Here is a 21667-nt window from a genome sequence, read left to right on the forward strand (position 1 = left end):
GGTTGGGGCCGTGGGTGCCCATGCAGGGCATAGACGCTCCACCGCCCTGCATGGGCACCCACGGCCCCAACCGTCCCAGGGCGAGAAAGCCACGTTCCCCGCATCGCCGCCGTGCACCGGGAGTCCACCCCGCCCGGCTGAGGAGAGGGCCGGCGCGCCCGGTTCAGCCGTGGGCGAGGTTGACGAAGAACGTGCCGATGTTCGTGAAGATCTGGGCGAACCCGTCGCCGATCCCGCGCGCCACGTCGGCCGCCGGCCCCGGGTTGGTGCCGATCCAGAAGACCAGCAGGAACACCAGTACCCAGCCGAGGATTTTCTTCATGTCAGCCCCACCCTAGCGTCGCCATCCAAGATCGTGACATAACCACGCCGTTCTGTGGTGTCGGCACGCTGACGCTGAGGAGAAGCTGAGCGAACTGAAAGCGGCTGTGTTTTGACAGTTACTCTCAAATCATGGTTACTTCCACAGCGCGCTGGTTCGCGCTCGCGGCACTCTGTTTCTGCACCCTGGCGATCGGATTGGACGGGACGGTGCTCAGCGTGGCGTTGCCCACACTGGCTCAGGACCTGGGCGCCTCCACCGGTGATCTGCAGTGGTTCACCACCTCCTACCTGCTGGTCCTCGCCGCCGGGCTGCTGCCGGCCGGGATGCTCGGGGACCGGTTCGGGCGCAAGCGGTTCCTGCTCGGGGCGCTGGTGCTGTTCGGGGTGGCGTCCGCCTGGTGCGCGTGGGCGGCCACCACCGGGCAGCTGATCGCGGCCCGGGCGGCCCTCGGGCTCGCCTCGGCGGTGATCATGCCGCTGATCGGGGCGGTGCTCACCGTGGTCTTCGACGAGGAGACCCGGCCGCGGGCCCTCTCCATCTGGGTGACCATGAACGCGCTCGGCATCCCGCTCGGGCCGCTGCTCGGGGGCTGGCTGCTCGACCACTTCTGGTGGGGCTCGGTCTTCCTGATCAACCTGCCGATCGTGGTGTTCGGGCTGCTCGCCGTGGTGGCGTGGGTGCCCGAGTCGCACGGTGACCGGAACCGGCGCCTGGACGTGCCCGGCGTGCTGCTCTCGGCGACGGGTCTGGTGGCGCTGACGTATGGGATCATCGAGGCGGGCGAGCGGGGCCTGACCGACCCGTGGGCGCTGGCCACCGTGGTGGCCGGGGTGGTGGCGCTGGGCGGGCTGGCCGTCTGGCAACGGCGGGCCGCGTCTCCGCTGATCGATCTGGACCTCTTCCGGTCCCGGGGATTCACCGGCGGGGCGCTGCTCTCCACGGTGGCCAGCTTCGCGTTCTTCGGGCTGCTCTTCGCGCTGCCGCAGTTCTTCCAGGCGGTCGGCGGGCAGGACGCGTTCGGCACCGGGCTGCGGCTGCTCCCGGTCATCGGCGGGCTGCTCGTCGGGGCGCGGCTGGTGGCGAGGCTGGGCGTACGGCTCGTGGTCGGTGCCGGGCTGGTGCTGATGGCGGGCGCGTTGCTCGCCGGGGCGCGGACCGGTGCGGACTCCGGATACGGTTACGTCGCGGCCTGGGTGGCGGTGGCCGGGGCCGGGCTCGGGTTCACCATGCCGCCGGCGATGAACGCGGCGATCGGCGCGCTCACCCCCGAGCGCAGCGGGGTCGGCTCCGGGCTGATCCAGGCGATGCGCCAGGTGGGCAGCGCGATCGGGGTGGCGATCCTCGGGACGGTGCTGAACGCCGGGTACCGGGATCAGGTCGACGTCACCGGGCTGCCCGCCGGGGCGGGGGACGCGGTGCGGGACAGCGCGGCGGCGGGGGTGGCCGTGGCGCGGCGGCTCGGGGACGCGGAGCTGCTGGACTCGGTGCGGCGGGCGTTCACCGGCGGGATGGACACGGCGCTGGTCGCCACCGGGCTGGTCGCGCTCGCCGGGGTGATCCTGGTGCTGATCCTGCCGCGACGGCGGGTGCGCCCGGCCGGCGGGGAGGAGACGATCGTGCTGGCAGAATCGGGGGTATGACACCGCCCCCGACCAGCCTGCGCGAGCGCAAGAAGGCGAAGACCCGGGCCGCCATCCGCGAGCACGCGATGCGATTGTTCGAGGAGCAGGGGTACGGCGCGACCACCGTGGACCAGATCGCGGAGGCGGCCGAGGTCTCGCCGAGCACGTTCTTCCGGTATTTCCCGGCGAAGGAGGACGTGATCCTGGTCGACGACTGGGACACGGTCATGGTGGCGGCGGTGCGCGCGCAGCCCGCGAAGGTCACGCCGATCCAGGCGGTGATCCGCGGGATGGAGCAGTCGCTGGCCGGGTTCACCCCGGAGGACTGGGCGGCGGAGGCCCGTCGCCAGAAGCTCTTCGCCGAGGTTCCGGAGCTTCGGGTACGCGCGATGCACCAGCTCGGTGCCACCGTCGACCTGATGGCCGAGGTGATCGCCGAACGGGCCGGGCTGACGGCCGGGACGCTGTCGGTGCGCGCGATGGCCGGGGCGATCATCGGGGTGGTCATGGCGACCGTGCCGGCGGGGAATCTCTCGGGCGAGAGCGTACTGGAGAAGTCTGATTTTGATCAGTTGAAGACGGCGCTGGGGCTGCTGGAGCGCGGGCTGCCCCTGGAGTGAGGCGGGTCGGCTCCCCGACTCTGCGGGACCGTGACCATGGCATCGATGTGTATCGTTTGCCTAGGTTGTCGCTGACGTGGGGGTTCCGGCCATGAGGCGTCTCTCCGCAACATTCGCCGCGATCGTCGTGAGTGTGCTGATCGTCGCGGGCTGCGGCTCCCCGCAACAGGACGGGGAACCGGCGGCGGACCAGGTCACCTACCTGACGGCCTTCGGCGCGGTGGGGCGGGACGCGTTCGCCTGGGTGGCGCTGGAGAAGGGCTACTTCCGCGATGCGGGACTGGACGTCACCATTCAGCTCGGGGCGGCCACCGGGGAGAACCTCAAGGTGATGGCGGCGGGCCGGGCCCAGTTCTCCAACCTGGACCTGACCGGCACCTGGATCCTGGCCGGCAAGGGGCAGTACACGGACGTCCGGGCGATCGCGGCGATCCACCAGCGGTCCCTGGTCTCGATCGTCAGTCTCGAGGGCTCCGGGATCACCGCACCCCGCCTGCTGGAGGGCCACCGGATGGGCGCCGCGACCGGGTCGGTCAATCAACTGCTCTTTCCCGCGTACGCGAGACTGGCCGGCATCGACCCGGAGAAGGTGACCATCGTCGACGCACAGCCGGCCCAGCTGGCGGCGCTGCTGGCGAGCGGGCGGGTCGACGCGCTGAGCACGTTCCTGATCGGCGTCCGCGGGGTCGAGAAGGCGGCCGGCGGGCGGCGGACCGTGGTGCTGCCGTACAGCGACTACCTGCCGGACCTGTTCGGGAACGGGATCATCACCACCGCGGCGATCGCGCGGGACCGGCCGGAGCTGGCGGAACGGTTCCGGGACGCGGCGCTCAAGGGGCTCGCGTACGCGATGGAGCACCCGGACGAGGCCGCGCAGATCATGAAGAAGGCCCAGCCCGCGGCGGACGTCACCGCGGCGGTCGGCGAGATCGAGCTGATGGCGCCGTACGTGAAATCCTCGGGAGTGATCGAGCGGAGCCGGGTCGAGAAGGCGCTCGGTACGCTCCACGACGCGGGGCTGATCCCGGCGGGTGTCCCGGCGGACGCGGTGGTGGACTTCGACCTGGCGCCGGGCAGCTGATGGCGGGGCCGTCGTACCGGTACTCGTTCGACAACGGCGACCCGATCGCGGCGCGGCGGCACCGGATCCTGGCCGAGATCGGCGACCCGGTCACCGTGGCGCGCCTCGAGGCCCTGGGCGATCTCCGCGGGCGGCGGTGCCTGGAACTCGGGGCCGGCGCCGGCAGCGTCGCGGCGTGGCTGGCCGGGCGGGGCGCCGAGGTGCTCGCGACCGACCTCGACGTGCGGCACCTGCGGGCGGACCGGGGCTACACCGTGCTGCGGCACGACCTGACCGCCGAGCCGGTGCCGGAGTCGCCGTGGGATCTGATCCACGCCCGGCTCCTGCTGCTGCACCTGCCCGGCCGGGAGGAGATCCTGCGCCGGCTGGCGTCGGCCCTCGCGCCGGGCGGGGCGCTGCTGGTGGAGGAGTGGGCCTCCGGGTACCGCGGGCTGGTGCTGGCGGCGCCGGACCCGGAGTCGGCGGCGCTCGTCGACCGGTACCAGGACGTGCTCGTCGAGAGGCTGCTGCCGGGGAACGGGCACGATCCGTACTGGGCCGGGCGGGTGCACGGGGCGATGGTGGAGGCCGGGCTGACCGGGGTGGATACCGAGATCCGCGCCGGGTCGTGGGCGGGCGGGACGGCGGGGGCGCTGCTGCACGCGGTGAACCTGGTCCAGTTGCGGGAGGGGTTCCTGGCGGCGGGGTTCAGCGCGGCGGAGCTGGACCGGCTGTCGGCGCTCTGCGCGGATCCGCGGCTGGTGGTGCGCGGGCACCTGCTCTATTCGACCCTGGGGCGGGCTCGGCGCGATGCGGGCTGACGGGGTGCGGGCTGACGGGGCGCGGGCTGACGGGGCGCGGGCTGACCGGGTGCCGCGGTGGGGTGGGTGGTGGCTGCCGGTGCTCGGGCCGGGGGTGGCCGTGGGGGTGTGGTGGGCGGTGACCGTGGTCTTCGGGATCCGGGAGTTCTTCCTGCCGGGGCCGGGGGACATCGTGGCGGCGTTCCGGGCGCAGCCGGGGTACCTGTTGCGGGAGGCGGGGACGACGCTCGTCGAGACGGTGGTGGGGTTCGGGGTCGCGGCCGCCGGTGGGCTGGTGCTCGCGGTGGTGCTGACCGCCTGGCGGGGGCTGGAACGGGCCGCGATGCCGGTGCTGGTGGCGCTGAACGCGGTGCCGAAGGTGGCGGTGGCGCCGCTGCTCGTGGTCTGGCTCGGGTTCGGGATGCGGCCCAAGATCGTGCTGGTGGTGCTGATCTGCTTCTTCCCGATCCTGGTGTCGGCGATGGCCGGGCTCACCTCGACGCCGGCCGAACTGGGGGAGCTGAGCCGGTCGCTGTCGGCGTCGGTGCGGGACACCTACCTCAAGATCCGGCTGCCGTGGGCGCTGCCGCAGGTCTTCGTGGGGCTGCGGGTGGCGGTCTCACTCGCGGTGATCGGGGCGGTGGTGGCGGAGATCAGCAACCCGGGTGCGGGCCTCGGGGCGGTGATCGTGCAGTCCGGGATGTCGTTCGACACGCCACTCGCGTTCGCGGCGATCGTGCTGCTGGCGATCCTGAGCACCGGGCTGTTCTACCTGGTCGTGGCGGTGGAACGGGCGCTGGTGCCGTGGGCGCGGGCGATCACCGGGTGAGCGCGCCGCCGGGTGGGGCGCGGGCGCGGGGTGGTCGCACGGGGCGGGGGTGGTCGTGCGGGGGCGGGGGTGGTCGTGCGGGGGCGGGGGCGATCGCACGGGGCGGGGGTGGTCGCGCGGGGCGGGGGCTTTTGAGTGCGGTGGGGGAGCCGTGGAGTGTCACTCAACGGCGGGGAGGGCCTTTTGAGCGCGGCGGGGGAGTGGTGGCGCGTACCGGAAGAGGTTGAAAGGTTTTCGGAAAGGGTAAGGGCGGCGGATGTACTACGCGGCGGAGACGATCACGGATGCGGGGACGGGGCAGCTCGTCGTGGCGGCGGTGCTGGGGATCGCGGTGGTGGTGCTGCTGATCGCGTGGGCGAAATGGCATCCGTTCCTGGCGCTGATCGTGGGGTCGGGGGTGCTCGGGCTGGTCGCGGGGGCCTCGCCGGGGGACACCGTGGACTCGTTCACCGGCGGGGTGGGTACGACCGCGGGGAACGTGGGGGTGCTGATCGCGCTCGGGGCGATGATCGGGGCGCTGCTCGCCGAGTCGGGCGGGGCGGACGGGATCGTCAACCGGATCGTGGACCGGGTGCCGGGGCGGGCGCTGCCGTGGGCGATGGCGGGGGTGGCGGCGCTGATCGGGCTGCCGCTCTTCTTCGAGGTCGGCGTGGTGCTGCTGGTGCCGATCGTGCTGCTGGTGGCCCGGCGGACCGGCGCCGGGCTGCTGCGGCTGGGCATTCCGGCGCTGGCCGGGCTCTCGGTGCTGCACGGGCTGGTGCCGCCGCATCCGGGGCCGCTCGTGGCGATCTCCAACCTGAACGCCGACCTCGGGCTGACGCTGATGTTCGGGATCGTGTGCGCGATCCCGACCGTGATCGTTGCGGGGCCGGTGTTCGCTCATGTCATCGCGCCGCGGGTGCCGGTGGCGGTGCCCGCTGCGTCCTCTTCATCCTCCGCTGCCTCGCCCTCCGCCACCGCCTCGTCCTCTTCCTCGTCCGCCTCTTCCTCGTCCGCCTCGTCCTCTTCCTCCGCAGTCTCTTCCTCTGCCGACGCTGATCAGAATCGGGCGGAAGGGCGGCCCGGGAACCCGGAGGATCTCGACGCGGACGGGGTGCCGGACCGGGCCGAGAGGGCGCGGCGGGATCCCGGGTTCGCGGCGGCGGTGCTGACCGTGCTGCTGCCGGTGGCGCTGATGCTGGCGCGGGGGACCGCGGAGATCGCGCTGCCGGACGGGAACACCACCCGGGAGGCGCTCGAAGTGATCGGGGAGCCGGTGGTCGCGCTGCTGGCCGGGGTGCTGGTGGCGATGTGGGCGCTCGGGTACCGGGCCGGATTCGATCGGCGGCAGACGTCCGCGGTGGTCGGCGGGGCGCTTCCCGCGATCGCCGGGATCCTGCTGATCGTGGCGGCCGGGGGTGGGTTCAAGCAGGTGCTCGTGGATGCCGGCGTGGGGGACGTGATCGCGGACGCGGCGACCGGCGCCCACGTGAACGCGCTGGTGCTCGGATTCCTGGTGGCGGTCGGGATCCGGGTGGCGACCGGGTCGGCGACGGTTGCCACGATCACCGCGGCAGGGATCGTGGCGCCCCTCGCGGCGAGCCTGGCGAAGCCCGAGGTGGCGCTGCTGGCGCTCGCGATCGGTGCCGGGTCGCTCTTCTTCTCGCACCTCAACGACGCCGGGTTCTGGCTGGTCAAGGAGTACTTCGGGATGACGGTGGGCCAGACGATCAAGACCTGGTCGGTGATGGAGACGATCATCTCGGTGGTGGGGTTCGGGTGCGTGATGCTGCTCAGCCTGGTGGTCTGATCCCTGTCGCCGTCCTGAGGGGCAGGCGCACTGAGACCAGGGTGCCGCCCTCCGGGCACGCGCCGATGTGGGCGGTGCCGCCGAGCTCGGTGGCGCGCTCCCGGATGCCGGCCGGGCCGACGCCCGCGCGGTACCGTTCCGGCAGGCCGCGGCCGTCGTCGCTGATCTCCACGGTGAGGTCGTCGTGCTTCTCCGGGCCTGTCATAGCCGGGCCTGTCATCGCCGGGCCCGCCTTCGTCAAGCACACCTTCGTCACGCGTATCGAGCAGCGGGTCGCGCCCGCGTGCCGGACCACGTTGGTGATCGACTCGGAGACGATGTGGTATGCCGCCACCTCGACGGCGGCCGGCAGCGGCACGATCCCGCCGTCGTCGTCGACCGTGATCGCCACGGTGCCGCCGCCGCTCAGGTGCAGGGCCCGCTCGCGCAGCGCGGCGAGCAGACCGAGCTGGTCCAGCGCGGGCGGGCGCAGGCCGTAGACCAGGCGGCCCACCACCCGGCGCAGGTACCGGTGGGTCGGGGAGAACGCGAGCGCGACCACGGCGGCGGGCAGCACGCTCCTGCCCGCGCCCAGCGCGGTGGCCACCAGCAGGTACGCGAGCATCAGGCCGGCGGTGGCCAGGCCGTGGACGAGTGCCGCGCAGCACCACCTGGATGTCGAAGAGCCGGTAGCGGAGTACGGCGAGACCGAGCGCGAACGGGAACGGGGTGAAGACCAGGGTGGTCAGCATGTCCCAGGGCAGCAGCGGGTGGCTGGTGATTTACTTCGGTATTCGGCCGAGGAGCATGTAGAGGGTGGCGCCGAAGCCGAACGTGGACACCGAGAGCCGCATCAGCCGCCGCGCCTCCGGGCTGGGCGCGACCCGGTAGCCGGTGAGGAACGCGGCGCCGATCAGAAACGGGAAGACGTTCGCGGCCGGGGTGGAGGGGGAGGCCCGGATGCGGTACGAGGCGCTGCGGGAGCGGCTCGCGGAGGAGCTCGGCATCGATCCGAGTCAGCGGATGGACGGCGTTCGGGTGGAGCTCCTGAGCGGCGTGCCGGAGCCGGGCTGTGTGGTCCCGGGCGGTGCGTCTCCGGTTGCCGCGCTGCCGGGCGGTGCGTCTCCGGTCGGCGCGTCGGCGGGTGGGGTGCACCGGGGTGCTCACGTTGCTGCTGGCCGGGGAGGACACCACGGCGGCGGCTGCGGGGTGGGCGCTGTATCACCGGTTCTCCGTTCGCTTCTCAGCCCGGTTCTCTGCAGGTTCTCAGCCGGGGGCCGTTGCGGTCGGGCGGGTGATCGTTCCGGTGGACGGGCGGACCGGTGGACTCGCCAGCGGTATCGGGAGTACGCGCGGAGCCGGCAGGAGCGCACGCTGCGGCCGCACGGGGAACGGCGGACGCTCTTCGCTCCCGATCTGGTCGGGACGGCGGAGGAGATCGTCGAGCGGCTGGTGGCGGATCCCGTGGTGGCGGGAGCGAGCGCGTTGCGGCTGGAGCTGCCGTACGAGTCCGACAGGGAGGAGTACGAGCAGATCCTGAGCGACACCGTCACCCTGATCGCGCCGCGTCTCGGCTGGTCCGGGGTGCGCGACGACGCGGCTGCGGTGGGCGTACCGGAAGGAGGGGTTGACCGGTCGTTGTGATCGTGCGGTTCGTGTGGCTCGTGTGATGAGGGTCGGTGACCGGCCGTGCGACGATCGCGTTGGTGTGGTGCCGGCTGTGCCGTCGCCGGTCGTCGGCCGGGGTGGGGGCGTCGCGTCGTGCTGTCAGATCCAGGCGATGGGATCGTCGATCCGGTGCAGCTGGAGGAAGACGCCGTAGGTGTACGCGCCCAGCTCTCGTGGTCGGCGGATCTCCTCGGAGGCGGGACGACCGGCGGGATCGAACGGGTGGAACCGGCCCCTCGCGTCCATGCCGATCCGCTGGGTGCGGCCGGTCAGCAGGAGGAGTTTCGCCAGGTCGTGTTCCTCCTGCCAGCGAGGGCAGGGGGCGGCCTTCACCTCGATGGCGAGGTGGTTCACCGAGGTGCCCCGCTGGTGGTAGACCAGGTCCGGGACGATCTTCCGCCTCCGTCGTGCGCCGGTGGGCGGGTTCGGTCGCTCGAAGGACTTGACGGAGCGGGCGCTTCGTTCGTACTCCATGTCGAGGCGCAGGTGCGGGGAGGCCGGCAGCCGAGTCAGCTCGCGATCCAGGTAGATCATCAGCCGGGCGACGACGGCCCGCTCGGTCGTACCCGTCAGATCGCCGTCGCGGGAGCGCAACGTCTCGATCGCGGCGTCGAGGGCGGTCGCGAGCTCGGGGCGGCCCGGAAGCGTCAGGGGCACCGTTCCTCGTCTCCTCGCTGGTCAGGGGAGTCCACGCCGGAAACCGGGGCGTGGCGGAAGGCCGGTCGGGGCCCTCCGCCACGGGGTCATGCGTTGCGCTTGTCTCGCCATGACAGGATCTCGCGGAGCTCGGTCAGGTCCGGGTCCGGGCCACCCGTGCCGACGGTGAAGAGGCGGGCGCCGAGTTCGTACATGCGGTCGCGGGAATCGGGGCCGCCGGCGACCGAGACCTCGATCTCGGACGGGTCGCGGCCGATCGTCGCGCAGTGGCCGCGCAGCACGCCCAGCTTGTGCTCCAGGGTGTCGGCGTCGGCGAAGCTGTGCCAGATGTCGGCGTGCTTCGCGACCAGGCGGAGCGTCTTCTTCTCACCGCCGCCGCCAATCAGGACCGGGATGTCGCGGGTCGGGGGCGGGTTGAGCTTCGCCCAGCGGGACTCGATGCGGGGGAGCGCGGTGGCCAGGTCGTCGAGGCGGCCGCCGGCGGTGCCGAACTCGTAGCCGTACTCGGTGTAGTCGCGTTCGAACCAGCCGGAGCCGATGCCGAGGATGAGGCGGCCACCGGAGATGTGGTCGACGGTGCGGGCCATGTCGGCGAGCAGTTCGGGGTTGCGGTAGCTGTTGCAGGAGACCAGGGCGCCGATGTCGACGCGGGAGGTGGACTCGGCCCAGGCGGCGAGCATGGTCCAGCACTCGAAGTGCAGCCCGTCCGGCTCGCCGTAGAGCGGGTAGAAGTGGTCCCAGTTGAACAGGATGTCGACGCCGAGGTCCTCGGCCTCGGAGGCGGTGCGGCGGATGGTCGCGTAGTCCATGTGCTGGGGCTGAAGTTGGAGCCCGATGCGGACCGGCCTATCGATCATCCGTCGAGATTACGTGCACGTGCCGTCGAGTTTCTGGCCGATCGTGCTGAAGTCACCGTCCAGGAAGGCCTTCGGGTCCTCGGCCGTGGAGCCCGTGGTGAGGGTGGCGGCGATCTCGTCGACGGCGGCGCGCTGGGTGGCGTCGGCGCTCTTCGCGCCGGCCGCGGTGACGTCGGTGGCCATGGTGGCGAAGGTGGTGCGCAGGCCCTCCTCCGCGGCGTCGGTGCTGCCGGTCGCGTACTCGGCGAGGCGGACCGCGCCGTCGGTGAGGATCTTGTAGATGGCGGTGCAGACGTACTCCGGGCGGCTCGCGGAGGCGGAGGGGACCGGGGCCACACTGAACGGCACGGGCACGGAGCCGGGCGCGACGGCGATCTCGCAACCCGCGGCCGAGGCCGCGGACCCCAGCAGGAGCGGCGCGATCAGGGTGAGGCGCAGGGCGGTGCGGCGAGCCGGCACGGCATTCCTCCTTCTCGATTCGCGTACGCGGGCAGCATAGTGCGTGCTCACCACCGGCGCTCGCCGTCGCCGCGGCAGCGGTGGACATCGGCGCGACCTTTGCCGGGCGGGGAAGTTAACCACCAACGTGGCCAACAACCCCAAAAAAGGAAAATCAGCTGTTCGGCGCGTGCTATTGCTCGGAATGTCGACCCTCCTCGTCGCGGTGGGCGGCACCGCGTTCGCCGAGATCGTCTCCTCCGACCCGGTGAGTTCTCCCTCCTTCGACGGCCCGGTCTACGCGGTGGCGTACCGGGGGGACACCGTGTACGTGGGTGGCAGCTTCACCCGGGCGGTGGTCGGCGGCAAAAGCGTGCCGCGGGCCCGCCTGGCGGCGTTCGACGGGCGGACCGGGACGCTGCTTGACTGGAAGCCCAGCGCGGACGGGGTCGTACGGGCCCTCGCCGTCGACGGTGACGTGGTCTACGCGGCCGGCGACTTCGACGAGATCAACGGGGAGTGGCGGGACGCGGTCGCCGGGATCGGGGCCGCCAGCGGTGCCCTGACCTCGCTGCGGCACAGCGTGCAGGGCCAGCCGAACGCGCTCGCCGCCGGTCACGGGCGGGTCTACCTCGGGGGCAGGATCACCGCGGTCGACGGGGTGCCACGGACCAACCTGGCCGCGTTCACCGTCGCCACCGGTGCGCTGGACCCGTGGCGGCCGAACACGGACGACACGGTACGGGCGCTCGCCGTCGGGTCCGACCGGGTCTACCTGGGCGGCTCGTTCCACAAGACGAACCGGGTCAGCTCGACGCTGCGCCTGACCGCGGTCGACCCGGTCACCGGGCTCGTCGACCGCAGCTTCCAGCCCAGGCCGGTGTCCCAGGTGTTCGCGCTGGCCACGGCGCCGGACGACGACGGGGTGTACGCGGCACTGGGTGGGCAGGGGGGACGGGCGGTGTCGTACACCCGGGGCGGGGCCACCCGGTGGACCCGGGTCTTCGACGGGGACGCCCAGGCGATCACGGTGCTCGGCGGGACCGTCTACGTCGGCGGGCACTTCGACAGAGCCTGCACGACCGGCAACAACGGGACCCGGGGGCTCTGCACCGACGGGTCGGTGGCCCGGGGCAAGCTGGCCGCCGTCGATGAGCAGGGCAACCTGCTGGCGTGGGCGCCCCAGGCGAACGGGGTGGCCGGGACACGGTCGCTGGCGGCGAACGCGGCGCTCAGCGAGGTCAGCGCGGTCGGCGACTTCACGGTGATCAACGGGATGTCCCGCAAGCGGTATGCGGCGTTCGCGGATCCGGACCGCTACATGGAGAGCACGGCCGCGCAGGCGGAGCCGGGGTATGTGGCCGCCTACAACTTCGACACCACGGTGGCGGACGGGACGTTCGACGACGGGTCGGGACACCGGCACCTGTTGCGGGCGGTGACCAGGAACGGGGGCGTACCCCAACTGGTGGATCATGGAAACGGCCAGGCGCTGAGGTTCCCGGCCAAGTGCACCGGCGCGGCCTGCCCGCGCCTGGTGCTGCAGGCCGAGCCCTCCGCGGAGCTCGACCCCGGCAGCCGCCCGATCCGGTTCGGGGCGACCGTGCTGCTCTCGCCGGCGGAGACGTCGAGCGGCGAGAACATCGTGCAGAAGGGGTACTCGCACGGCGGTGGCCAGTACAAACTCCAGGTGGACGGGGTGTCCGGGAAGCCGAGCTGCGGCATCGGGGACACCGTCCTGTACCTGGCGCGCAGCCGGGCACCGGTGTCGGACGGCAGATGGCACTCGCTGGAGTGCCGGCGGACCGGGTCGACGCTGTCGATGGTGGTGGACGACGTGGTGCAGGCGATCGTGCCGGTGCCGGCCGAGCTGGCGGTGCGGACCGCGGCGCCGTTCACGGTCGGGGGCAAGGGCGCCGGTGTGGACAACGACCAGTTCCACGGGACGCTCGACGACGTCTGGGTTCATATCGGGTAATCAGGTTCACGGGGGTTGATGGGTAACCCTGGTCCGGTACCTTCCCCGCATGCTTGATCTCGACCGGCTTCTGCGGGCCGGAGCCCGCTACCCCTCCGACGACGTGACGTTCGTCGTCGAGCGGCATCCGCTCGGCGACGTCGTCCTCCCCACCGGCCAGGTCGTCGGGTTCGACCCGGGCGTCGCCGACGACGTCGACCAGCCCTTCACGGCGACCGTCCCACCCGGCGCGTACCCGGCGGTGGCCTGGATCGCGGCGCTGTACAAGGAGGACGAGGAGTGGCAGCGGCGGGTCGCCGCGCTGCAGCTGGTGATCCGTGACGAGCCGGTGGCGTCGTGGGAGCCGGCGCTGGTCGACGGGGACGACCCCGGTGAGCTCGGCGATGACGAGTACTTCGGGTACGGCGTGGACACCGGGGCGGGCACGCTCGCCGACATCACGGTGTCGCACGTGCTCGCCGACTGGGACGCCGAGGAGTTCGAGTCGGCCTTCGACCCGGAGGAGTTCCCCGAGGCGCCGGTCCCCGGGCTGTACGACGTGGTGGTCGACGAGCCGTCCGGGGCGAACCTGATCATGGTGGAGTCGGGGTGGGGGGACGGGTTCTATCCGACCTTCGTGGGGCGTACCGCGGAAGGTGAGGTCGCCTGTTTCCTCACCGACTTCATGGTCATCCCCTGATGACGGACCGGTGATGGGCGGCGCAGCGTGTGCCGGTCGGAGGTCCGGCACACGCTGTCCTGCGTCGCCACCGGTGTGACCGGCGGGCGGTGCTCTCCGCGCCGGGCGCCTGGCCGGGCGAGACGGGGTCGGACCGGCCGGACGAAGCCGGTGCCGCTCGCGGTGACCATCGCCGTGCGGGATTGAAGGTCATGGTTGCAGGCGTGTTGCGTCAGTGCAACAGTCCGCACCCGGATCGTTTCACCGGTATGGCCCCGCCGGCGTGGGCCCCGCCGGCGTGGGCTCCGCTGGTGCGGGTTTCACTGGTACGGCTTCGTCGGTATGGGCTCTGTTGGTGCGGGTTTCGTCGGTGCGGGTTTCGTTGGTATGGGCTTCGTTTGGTACGGGCGTCGTCGGCATGGCGAGGACGGAGTGACATCGTGGCGGTGCTGAGGGTTCGGGGGCGTGCGCTGCCGGACGGGGAGCCGGTGGATCTGTACGCCGACGGTGACCGCTGGACCGACGACCCGGTTCCGGGCGCCACCCTGGTGGCCGAGGGCTGGCTGTTGCCGGGGCTGGTGGACGCGCACACCCATCCCGGCGCGGAGCGGGTCGGCCTGCCGCTCGACGAGGAGACCCTCCGGGCCGACCTGCGGGGGCACCTGGACGCCGGAGTGGCGCTGATCCGGGCGCCCGGCCTGGCGGGCGACGGTGAGCCTCCCGCCTGGTTCGGGCGGGATCCGGACAGCCCTCGGGCGGTCCACGCCGGACCCTGGATCGCGCAGCGGGGACAGTTCTTCGACGGCTGGGGGCGGCGGCCCTCGCTCGCCGACCTGCCGGACGTCGCGGCGGCGCAGGCGGCCCGGACCGGGTGGGCGAAGATCGTGGTCGACTGGCAGCCGGAGGACGAGGTGATGCCGGTCGAGGTGCTGCGTGAGGCGGTCGCGCGGGTGCACGCGGTGGGCGGGCGGCTCGCGGTGCACTCGCAGCAGGCGGCCGGCGGGGTGGTCGCGGTCGAGGCCGGAGTGGACTCGCTGGAACACGGGATGTGCCTGGACTCGGCGCTGCTGCCCCGGATGGCCGCGCTGGGGATGGCACTGACGCCGACGCTCGCGGCGATCAACCAGTCGCTGGCCCGGCGGCTGGCGTCGCCGGACGACGCGGTGCGGACGGGCTCGTACGTCCAGGGTGCGAGCGCGCACGGCGGCCTGGTCGCCGCGGCGGCGGAGGCGGGGGTGACCGTGCTGGCCGGGACCGATTCGCGGCCGCACGGGCGGGTCGCCGGCGAGGTCAGGGCGATGGTGGCGGCGGGGGTACCGTCGCATCAGGCGCTGGGCGCGGCCTCGTGGGGCGCCCGCGCCTACCTGGGCCTGCCGGGCCTGGTCGCGGGCGCGCCGGCCGACGCGGTGGTGTACGACGTCGATCCCCGGGACGATCTCGGGATACTGGACCATCCGCGGGCGGTCGTCCTCCGCGGGAGGCTGGTTCGCGGCCGGTCACTGCTCTGAGGCGCCGCCGGGTGTGCCGAAGGTGCTGATCAGCTCGGTCATCCAGGGCTGGAGGGGGACCTGGTCCGGGCCCATGACGTGCATGGAACCCAGGACCGTGATCAGCATGCCCATGGCGAAGAAGTCGCGGGCCTCCTCCGCGGTCGCGCCGGTCAGCTCGCGGACCGTCTCGTAGAGGCTGCCGTAGCAGGCGCGCACGGCGTCGCCGACGGCCGGGTCGGCGCTGGCGGCGAAGCCGTGCAGCAGGACGATCAGCAGCTCGCGTTCGGCCAGCAGGTCGGTGTAGGCGTCGCCGAGGCCGGCCAGGGTGGGGTTCGACGCCGCGGCGTCACGCCACTTCTGCTCGATCCGTGAACCCGCGTAGCGCAGGGTGGCGAGGAAGAGTTCCTGCTTGCTGCCGAAGATCCGGATCACGTACGGCTGGGAGACCCCGGCCAGCCGGGCGACCTGGTCGGTGGTGGTGCCGGCGTAGCCGCCCTGCGTGAACGCGGTGAGGGCGACGGTGACGAGCTGCTCCTGGCGTTCCTGGGCGGTGAAGCGTGTCCGGGTCATGGTTGACATGTTATCAGTCGATGCTTACCTTCTTTAGTTATCAGTGAATAACAACTTCAGGGGGTACGTGTCGTGAGCACCGCCGTACAGGAAGAAGCGACGCAACCGGCAGGAGGCCGGGCGGCCAGGCCGTTCGCCGCTGTGCTGGCCGCCGTGGGGATCCCGACCTTCATGGTCGCGCTGGACAACCTGGTCGTGAGCACCGCGCTGCCGGTCATCCGCACCGAACTGCACGCGTCCATCACCGACCTGCAGTGGTTCGTCAACGCCTACACGCTGCCGTTCGCAGCGTTCCTGCTGACCGCCGCCGCGCTCGGCGACCGGCTCGGGCGGCGACGGATGTTCCTGACCGGGCTCGTGGTCTTCACACTCGCCTCGGCCGGCGCCGCGCTCGCCACCGAAGCATGGCAGCTCACCCTGGCCCGGGCGATCCAGGGCCTCGGCGGAGCGGCGATCCAGCCGCTGGCGCTCACACTGCTCGCCCAGGCGGTGCCGGACCGGCTGCGCAACGCGGCGATCGGGGTCTGGGGCGGCATCACCGGGCTCGGCGTCGCGGTCGGACCGGTGGTCGGCGGGGCGGTCGTCGACGGGCTGCACTGGTCCTGGATCTTCTGGCTCAACGTGCCGATCGGCGTGGTCGCGGTGGTGCTGGCCCGCGGGGTGCTCGACGAGTCGCGCGGCGGCGGCCGCAGGCTGGACCCGCTCGGCCTGCTGCTGTCGTCGAGCGGGATGCTGCTGCTGATCTGGGGCGTCGTCGACGGGCCCGACCGAGGCTGGACCGATGGCCGGGTGCCGGTGATGCTCGGCACGGGTGTCGTGCTGATGGCCGCGTTCCTGGTCTGGCAGGGCCGCAACCGTACGCCGATGCTGCCGCTGGCATTGTTCCGTGCGCCCGGATTCAGCCTGGTGAACGTGGTGACGCTGACCTTCGCGGCCGGGGCGTTCGGGTCGGTCTTCCTGTTCGCCCAGTTCTTCCAGGTGGTGCAGGGGCTGAGCCCGCTGCAGTCCGGGGTGCGCACGCTGCCCTGGACCGCGGCGCCGATGATCGTCGCCCCGCTGGCCGGGCTGCTCGCCGGGAGGGTGGGGCAGCGGGTGCTGATCGTGACCGGTCAGGTCTTCCTCGCGGCAGGAATCGCCTGGATGGGGCTGGTCACCTCGGCGACGATGACCTACCCGGAGCTGATCGGCGGGCTGGTACTGGCCGGTATCGGGATGGGCCTGACCTTCGCGCCGATCTCGACGCTGGTGCTGGCGAGTGTGGACGAGTCGCAGCGAGGGGTGGCGTCGGGAGCCAACAACACCATCCGGGAGTTCGGGGTGGCGGCGGGTGTCGCGGCCCTCTCCTCGATCTTCAGCTCGTACGGGGGGTTCACGAGCCGGCAGGCGTTCGTCGACGGGACGGTGCCGGCGGTCCTGGTCGGGGCCGGGGTGATCGCGGCGGGCGCGGTCGTCGCGCTGTGGCTGCCCCGCCGGGCCTGAGCGCCCGCGCTCAGATGTTGTGCCGCAGGCGGACGGGGTCGCGCCAGCCGAGCATGGCCTCCGTCATGCGGATCGCGTCGACGGCGGCGCGGACGTCGTGGACCCGCATGATCCGGGCGCCGCGCAGGATGCAGAAGACGACGGCGGCGAGGGTGCCGGGGAGGCGTTCGTGCTGGGGACGGTCCAGGGTCTCGCCGATGAAATCCTTGTTGCTGAGGGCCGCGAGCAGGGGGTAGCCGATCGCGGTGATCTCGTCGAGGCGCCGGGTCAGGTCGAGCGAGTGGCGGGTGTTCTTGTTCAGGTCGTGGCCGGGATCGATGATGATCTGGTCCGGGCGGACGCCGCGGGAGAGGGCGAGCTCGACCTTCTCCCGCAGGAAGGCACCGACCTCGGTGGTCACATCGTCGTAGCGGGGGCTGGGATAATGGGTGCGCGGCGCGGCCAGGCTGTGGCAGATGACCAGTTGGGCGTCGGTGCCGGCGACCGCGTCGGCCATCGCCGGGTCACGCAGGCCCGAGGTGTCGTTGACCACCCCGGCGCCCATCGCGATCACCTCGCGGGCGACCTCGGGGCGGAACGTGTCGACCGAGACCACGGCAAGGTCGCGGGCGGCCTCGACGACGGGCAGCACCCGGTCCAGTTCCTCGGCGGCGGTCACCTCGGGGCCCGGCGCGAACGGGACGCCGCCGATGTCGATCCAGTCGGCGCCGTCGGCTGCCGCGGCGCGCACCGCCTCGGTCGCCTTCTCCAGGGCGAAGGTGCGCCCCCGGTCGTGGAACGAGTCCGGCGTGCGGTTCACGATCGCCATCACGGCGACCCGGCGGGAGAAGTCGAAGGTCCGGCCGCCGATCACCCGTACGCCGCTGTCGTTGCCCACGATAGGCGACCCTAACAGGCCGTTCATGCTCCCCCGCCGGGGGAATGGCCAGGTCATGAGAGTGGGGTACAGGCTCGAGGCCGAGGTGTTCGGCCCTCGGGAGCCGATCCGGCAGGCGCACCGTGGGAGCGGGCCGGATTCGACTTCGCGGCGATCGGCGATCACTGCCATCCATGGCTGGCCGTGCAGGAACACTCGCCGTTCGCGCGGAACGTGCTGAGCGCGATCGCGGCGCAGACCGGCACGCTGGGGCCGGCGACCGGGGTGACCTGCCCCTCGATGCGCTACCACCCGGCGATCATCGCGCAGGCCGCGGCCACCCTGGCGATCATTTCGGAGGGGCGGTTCGCGGCTCGGGGTGGGCTCAGCACGGGGTCGGCCAGGGATTTCCCGTGCTAAGGGAAGAGCAGGCCCGGCTTGCCAGGTGTTGTAGCGCATCAACCTGCTGTGGCATCGGGGCTGCCGGCTGAGGCGCTCACCGGACGCCTTCGTCCGGATCACTATTCCGCTGCCGGCCGGGGATCGTTCACGGCGGACTGGGGCGTCGCCCCAGGCATTGATGGAACATATCAAGCGAGAGCCGGTCGAACTGGGTCATTGACCGCGCTGTCTAGCTTGGGCGCATGCGGATCCCGTTCGCCCGGACCAGCGCTGAGACCAACCTCTTCATGGAACTCAACCCGTGCTCGTGCGGGAACGGGGCCTTTCCCGGGCGGCAGCTGCCGTGGGGGATATCGGTACTGGAGGTGTCCCGTCAGCTGACGGTGCGGTACGACTGGGACTGCCCCGGATGCGGGACACACCGCGAGTTCGACTTCCGTACCCCGAAGGACCCGGAGCCGTTCCCCCGTCCCGGCGAACAGTTCCGCTGGGGTGACGGGACCACACCCTCCGAACTGCTCGACCCGGGTGAGTGGATGCTGGTCGCGGACCGGTACGCCGGATCCGTCCGGCTCACCGACCCGGACCGCCGGGTGCACTGCGCGATGGCCGCCGCGGCGGTCGACGAGGTGCTGCTCTTCGTGAAGCGCCGGCTGGTCGGGGCGCACGCGGTGCCCAGGTCGGCCTTCTGGACGCCGGTGGGCAAGGCCCGGTACGAGGAGATGCCGTTCCTCTTCGAGCGGCCGATGCTCGAGGTCACCCGGGACACGTACCGGAACCTCGCGAACGAGCCGTGAGGGATCAGGGATCGGGCTGGCGGACCGGTGGCCGGTGCAGGATGTTGCGCTGCGGCGTTTGACGGGGATCGACCCAGCGGGGCGGGATGAAGTCGGGTAGCCCGTCGGAGCCGCACCGCACCCGCCAGCCACCCTCGTGGACCAGCCGATGATGTCGGCGGCACACCATGACGCCGTTCGAGACATCGGTGTTCCCGCCCTCGGCCCAGGAGATCATGTGGTGGGCGTCGCACCAACGGGACAGCATGTCGCAGTCGGGGAAGGCACATCCGCCGTCCCGGGCCGCCATCGCCTGGCGCTGCGCCGGGCTGAACAACCGCCGGCCGCGGCCCAGATCCAGAGGCATCCCCTCACCGTTCAGAACGATCGGGACGAGCCCCGCGTCGCAGGCCATCCGCCGCGCGACCTCGGCGCTGACGCGGGCACCGCTCTCGGTGGTCGCCGCGCCGGTGCCGGTCAGCAGGGATTCGTAGTCGATGATCACGGTGACCTGCGACGACTGACCGCCACTGGTGGGGAGGTCTTCCGTGCGCATCGCCAACCGGCAGATCTCCACCAGCGCGTCGGCCCGCCGCTGCCGTGGTGACCGGTTGTCGCCGTGGCCGGCGCCCTCATCGCTGCCGAGGTGATCGGTGGAGACCTTGTCCCTCGCTCCGGGCGCCGGGGTGCACAGTGGCGCGAGCGCGGCCTGCACGACGGCGGCGTCCTCGACGGTCAGGCATCCGGTGATCCGGACGTTTCCGGCGACCGGCGCGCAGAGCGTGAGCCCGCGCCGCCACCAGGCGCGCTGTTCGGCCCGGCGGAGCGATTCCGCCTCGACACGCTCGGCCACTTCGGGCGCGACGTGCTCCAGGATGCGTTCGCCGAGGCGCCGGAGCCGGGACGGTTCGAACCGCTGTGCATGGCCGAGCAGCGCCAGTTCGGCCTCGCCGATGACGGCTTCGCCGACGGAATCCGGTAGGAAGGACACCGCCTCGCCGATCGCCCGGACCTGCTCGGCGCTGACCTTTCCGCTGGTCAACGCCTCGTCCAGCACGGGGCGCCGGTCGAGCAGACCGGCCGCGGCCACCATGGACCGGGCCGTGTGCAGATCGACCTTCAGCGCATCGCGGAGCCAGGCGGCGGTGTCGCGGGCGCCGTCCGCGGTCGCGTGCCCGCTCTGATCCAGGACCCGGACCAGGTGGGAGCGGGCCGCGGTGAGCGACTGGATCGTCTCGTGCAGCGCGCGGAGGCAGGCGACCGCCTCGGCGGTGGGCAGCTCGGAGGCAGGCCGGGCCGCCACCGCGACCGCGTCCTCTCTGAGCTGACTCATCGCCTCCCACATGCCCGCCATTCTCGGGCTCTCACGCGACGGCGCCAGACCCCGGACGCTCGCCCTGTGGATTGTGGATAACCTCGCGGGATCACCAGCCGCCGGGTGGAGACTGGACGGTTTGGCCATGGTCAGCTCGTCGGGTGGCTCGGGTCGTGTCCGAACCACCGCTCCCCGTCCCGGCGCGCCGCTGTGAACGTGCCGCCGCTGTCCCGGCTGCGGGCGGCTCGTCGAGGACGCCGATACGGCCGATCCGCGCCCGCGTGGTGTGGAGCGCATCGCCGGGCTTCCGCTGCCGCGGCTCCGTGGACGTCCGGCCGACCGGACGGGCGCATCCCGCTCCGCCGGTGGTCACCGCTGCCGAGATCCTGGCAGCCTGCGTCCAGCTTCTCTCTGCTTGACTGCCGGGGTGGGCTACTACGAGGTGCGACTGATCGGGACGGACGGTCTGACCAAGCCGGAGACGGCCGCGATCACGGCGATGGTGCGCGAGCTCGTGGCCGGGGGAGCGGCACTCGGCTGGGTCGACCCGCCCGAGCCCGACGAGGTGGAGTTGCTCCTCGCCGAGGTGACCACCGGGATCCACTCGGGGGACGCGGCGCTCGCGGTCGTCTTCGACGCGGAGGACGTGGTGGCCGGGTTCGGGTACTGGCGGCGTTACCTGCGGCCGACTCACCGCCCGCACGCCGACGTGGAGAAGCTGGCCATCGCCCAGTCCCTCCGGGGCCGGGGCGCTGGTCGGGCGGTGATGACCAGCCTGATCGCGGCGGCGCAGGCCCGGGGCGTCGAGGTGCTGACCCTGGACCTGCGGGGGGACAACACCCGGGCCGCCGTCCTCTACGAATCGCTGGGCTTCCACCGCTACGGCGTGCTGGAGCGTTTCGTGGCCGTCGGCGGCGCCCGGTACGACAAGCTGCTCTACGCGATCGACCTGCGCTGAACGATCTCGGTCACCCAGTCCACCGCGACCCTGGCCTGATCGGGCGGTCCGGCGTGCAGTCCGTCCACCACCAGCCAGACCCGGTCCGCCATCAGGTCGTCCCCGCCGAGCTCGCTGACGAGTGCGGCCACCTGTGTACGGCTGTCCGCCAGATACTGCTTGGCGACCCGTGCCGGCTCGTCGTTCTCGCCGGGGAACTCGGTCAGGTAGTTCCGGAACGCGCACCCCCGGTACCCCGGTCGCCGCACCATCTCGGCGATCTCCCCGACCAGGGTGACCAGTTTCGGTCCCGGCCCGTCCGCCCAGCGCAACGCCTCGGCCACCGACCGCTCCCGTTCGGTCCGGTACAACCGCAGATACGCCGCGGCGAGGGACGCCTTGCTGGGAAAATGCCGGTAGAGCAGGTTCTTCCCGCAGGCCGCGGCCTCGACCACCTGCGCCATCCCGACCGCGCGCACGCCGTACCGGTAGAACAGCCCGGCGGCCGCGGTCAGGACGGTGTCCCGGGTGCCCGGGACCGGCGTGCGTGCCATACCGCCAG

The 21667-nt window shown here is 72.2% G+C and carries 24 protein-coding genes; 14 read left to right on the forward strand and 10 right to left on the reverse strand.

Going from position 1 to position 21667, the window contains the following annotated elements; all coding sequences use genetic code 11:
- Window positions 1–163 precede the first annotated feature (163 nt).
- The gene (locus tag AB0M08_RS39420) at window positions 164–322 is read right to left on the reverse strand and encodes a hypothetical protein (protein ID WP_364505130.1); all 159 of its coding nucleotides are present in this window, start codon (window positions 320–322) and stop codon (window positions 164–166) included.
- Between the two features lie 131 nt (window positions 323–453).
- Here AB0M08_RS39420 and AB0M08_RS39425 point away from each other — a divergent pair, with 131 nt between their 5' ends.
- From AB0M08_RS39425 to AB0M08_RS39450, 6 genes are all read left to right on the forward strand, one after another.
- Window positions 454–1965: an MFS transporter gene (locus tag AB0M08_RS39425; protein ID WP_364505132.1), complete on the forward strand. Its 1512-nt coding sequence runs from the start codon at window positions 454–456 to the stop codon at window positions 1963–1965.
- A complete protein-coding gene (locus AB0M08_RS39430; protein ID WP_364505134.1) occupies window positions 1962–2567 on the forward strand; it encodes a TetR family transcriptional regulator in 606 nt (201 codons plus the stop codon). The genes AB0M08_RS39425 and AB0M08_RS39430 overlap by 4 nt, the downstream gene beginning before the upstream one ends.
- Before the next feature lie 91 nt (window positions 2568–2658).
- Window positions 2659–3648: an ABC transporter substrate-binding protein gene (locus AB0M08_RS39435; protein ID WP_364505136.1), complete on the forward strand. Its 990-nt coding sequence runs from the start codon at window positions 2659–2661 to the stop codon at window positions 3646–3648.
- Window positions 3648–4448 carry a methyltransferase domain-containing protein gene (locus AB0M08_RS39440; protein ID WP_364505138.1) on the forward strand — a complete coding sequence of 267 codons (801 nt, stop codon included), beginning with the start codon at window positions 3648–3650 and terminating at the stop codon, window positions 4446–4448. The genes AB0M08_RS39435 and AB0M08_RS39440 overlap by 1 nt, the downstream gene beginning before the upstream one ends.
- Window positions 4449–4497: 49 nt before the next feature.
- Window positions 4498–5256 (forward strand): ABC transporter permease, encoded by a 759-nt coding sequence (locus AB0M08_RS39445; RefSeq protein ID WP_364505139.1) that lies wholly within the window; start codon window positions 4498–4500, stop codon window positions 5254–5256.
- A gap of 256 nt (window positions 5257–5512) precedes the next feature.
- Entirely contained in the window at window positions 5513–7045 is a 1533-nt protein-coding gene (locus AB0M08_RS39450; protein WP_364505141.1) for an SLC13 family permease, read from the forward strand.
- On the opposite strand, the gene AB0M08_RS39455 is transcribed toward AB0M08_RS39450, so the two are convergent.
- Together AB0M08_RS39455 and AB0M08_RS39460 are read right to left on the reverse strand one after the other, a co-directional pair.
- The gene (locus AB0M08_RS39455; protein ID WP_364505143.1) at window positions 7029–7649 is read right to left on the reverse strand and encodes an ATP-binding protein; all 621 of its coding nucleotides are present in this window, start codon (window positions 7647–7649) and stop codon (window positions 7029–7031) included. The two genes, AB0M08_RS39450 and AB0M08_RS39455, sit on opposite strands and share 17 nt — an antisense overlap.
- A gap of 157 nt (window positions 7650–7806) precedes the next feature.
- Complete coding sequence (locus AB0M08_RS39460) at window positions 7807–8031, reverse strand: hypothetical protein (protein WP_364505145.1); 225 nt, start codon at window positions 8029–8031, stop codon at window positions 7807–7809.
- Between the two features lie 445 nt (window positions 8032–8476).
- On the opposite strand from AB0M08_RS39460, the gene AB0M08_RS39465 reads away from it, so the two are divergent.
- Window positions 8477–8668, forward strand: a complete 192-nt coding sequence (locus tag AB0M08_RS39465) for a hypothetical protein (protein WP_364505147.1) — start codon at window positions 8477–8479, stop codon at window positions 8666–8668.
- Window positions 8669–8791: 123 nt separating this feature from the next.
- On the opposite strand, the gene AB0M08_RS39470 is transcribed toward AB0M08_RS39465, so the two are convergent.
- From AB0M08_RS39470 to AB0M08_RS39480, 3 genes are all read right to left on the reverse strand, one after another.
- Window positions 8792–9349: a hypothetical protein gene (locus AB0M08_RS39470; RefSeq protein ID WP_364505149.1), complete on the reverse strand. Its 558-nt coding sequence runs from the start codon at window positions 9347–9349 to the stop codon at window positions 8792–8794.
- 86 nt (window positions 9350–9435) lie between these two features.
- Complete coding sequence (locus AB0M08_RS39475) at window positions 9436–10206, reverse strand: LLM class F420-dependent oxidoreductase (RefSeq protein WP_364505151.1); 771 nt, start codon at window positions 10204–10206, stop codon at window positions 9436–9438.
- 9 nt (window positions 10207–10215) lie between these two features.
- Window positions 10216–10665 carry a hypothetical protein gene (locus AB0M08_RS39480; protein WP_364505153.1) on the reverse strand — a complete coding sequence of 150 codons (450 nt, stop codon included), beginning with the start codon at window positions 10663–10665 and terminating at the stop codon, window positions 10216–10218.
- 184 nt (window positions 10666–10849) lie between these two features.
- Here AB0M08_RS39480 and AB0M08_RS39485 point away from each other — a divergent pair, with 184 nt between their 5' ends.
- The 3 genes from AB0M08_RS39485 (at window position 10850) to AB0M08_RS39495 (ending at window position 14788) form a co-directional block, all read left to right on the forward strand.
- Window positions 10850–12622, forward strand: coding sequence for a LamG domain-containing protein (locus tag AB0M08_RS39485; RefSeq protein WP_364505154.1), 1773 nt, complete (start codon window positions 10850–10852; stop codon window positions 12620–12622).
- 49 nt (window positions 12623–12671) lie between these two features.
- Window positions 12672–13301 carry a DUF4241 domain-containing protein gene (locus AB0M08_RS39490; protein WP_364505156.1) on the forward strand — a complete coding sequence of 210 codons (630 nt, stop codon included), beginning with the start codon at window positions 12672–12674 and terminating at the stop codon, window positions 13299–13301.
- 419 nt (window positions 13302–13720) lie between these two features.
- Window positions 13721–14788, forward strand: a complete 1068-nt coding sequence (locus tag AB0M08_RS39495; protein WP_364505158.1) for an amidohydrolase family protein — start codon at window positions 13721–13723, stop codon at window positions 14786–14788.
- Here AB0M08_RS39495 and AB0M08_RS39500 read toward each other — a convergent pair.
- A complete protein-coding gene (locus AB0M08_RS39500; protein ID WP_364505160.1) occupies window positions 14777–15340 on the reverse strand; it encodes a TetR/AcrR family transcriptional regulator in 564 nt (187 codons plus the stop codon). The two genes, AB0M08_RS39495 and AB0M08_RS39500, sit on opposite strands and share 12 nt — an antisense overlap.
- Before the next feature lie 72 nt (window positions 15341–15412).
- On the opposite strand from AB0M08_RS39500, the gene AB0M08_RS39505 reads away from it, so the two are divergent.
- Window positions 15413–16819, forward strand: a complete 1407-nt coding sequence (locus AB0M08_RS39505; RefSeq protein ID WP_364505162.1) for an MFS transporter — start codon at window positions 15413–15415, stop codon at window positions 16817–16819.
- Window positions 16820–16829: 10 nt separating this feature from the next.
- Here AB0M08_RS39505 and folP read toward each other — a convergent pair whose 3' ends face one another.
- Window positions 16830–17696 carry a dihydropteroate synthase gene (folP, locus tag AB0M08_RS39510; RefSeq protein WP_364505164.1) on the reverse strand — a complete coding sequence of 289 codons (867 nt, stop codon included), beginning with the start codon at window positions 17694–17696 and terminating at the stop codon, window positions 16830–16832.
- A 183-nt stretch (window positions 17697–17879) separates the two neighbouring features.
- Between folP and AB0M08_RS39515 the strand changes: the two genes are divergently transcribed.
- Both AB0M08_RS39515 and AB0M08_RS39520 read left to right on the forward strand, forming a co-directional pair.
- Window positions 17880–18095, forward strand: coding sequence for an LLM class flavin-dependent oxidoreductase (locus AB0M08_RS39515; protein WP_364505166.1), 216 nt, complete (start codon window positions 17880–17882; stop codon window positions 18093–18095).
- A 224-nt stretch (window positions 18096–18319) separates the two neighbouring features.
- Complete coding sequence (locus AB0M08_RS39520; protein ID WP_364505167.1) at window positions 18320–18874, forward strand: hypothetical protein; 555 nt, start codon at window positions 18320–18322, stop codon at window positions 18872–18874.
- A gap of 4 nt (window positions 18875–18878) precedes the next feature.
- Here the strand turns inward: AB0M08_RS39520 and AB0M08_RS39525 are convergent, their stop codons facing one another.
- Window positions 18879–20186, reverse strand: a complete 1308-nt coding sequence (locus AB0M08_RS39525) for a DUF222 domain-containing protein (protein WP_364505169.1) — start codon at window positions 20184–20186, stop codon at window positions 18879–18881.
- A gap of 397 nt (window positions 20187–20583) precedes the next feature.
- Between AB0M08_RS39525 and AB0M08_RS39530 the strand changes: the two genes are divergently transcribed.
- Window positions 20584–21126 (forward strand): GNAT family N-acetyltransferase, encoded by a 543-nt coding sequence (locus AB0M08_RS39530; protein WP_364505171.1) that lies wholly within the window; start codon window positions 20584–20586, stop codon window positions 21124–21126.
- Here AB0M08_RS39530 and AB0M08_RS39535 read toward each other — a convergent pair.
- Window positions 21105–21659 (reverse strand): helix-turn-helix domain-containing protein, encoded by a 555-nt coding sequence (locus AB0M08_RS39535; RefSeq protein ID WP_364505173.1) that lies wholly within the window; start codon window positions 21657–21659, stop codon window positions 21105–21107. The genes AB0M08_RS39530 and AB0M08_RS39535 overlap by 22 nt on opposite strands.
- Window positions 21660–21667 lie beyond the last annotated feature (8 nt).

Source organism: Actinoplanes sp. NPDC051851, assembly GCF_040681165.1.
GTDB lineage: Bacteria > Actinomycetota > Actinomycetes > Mycobacteriales > Micromonosporaceae > Actinoplanes.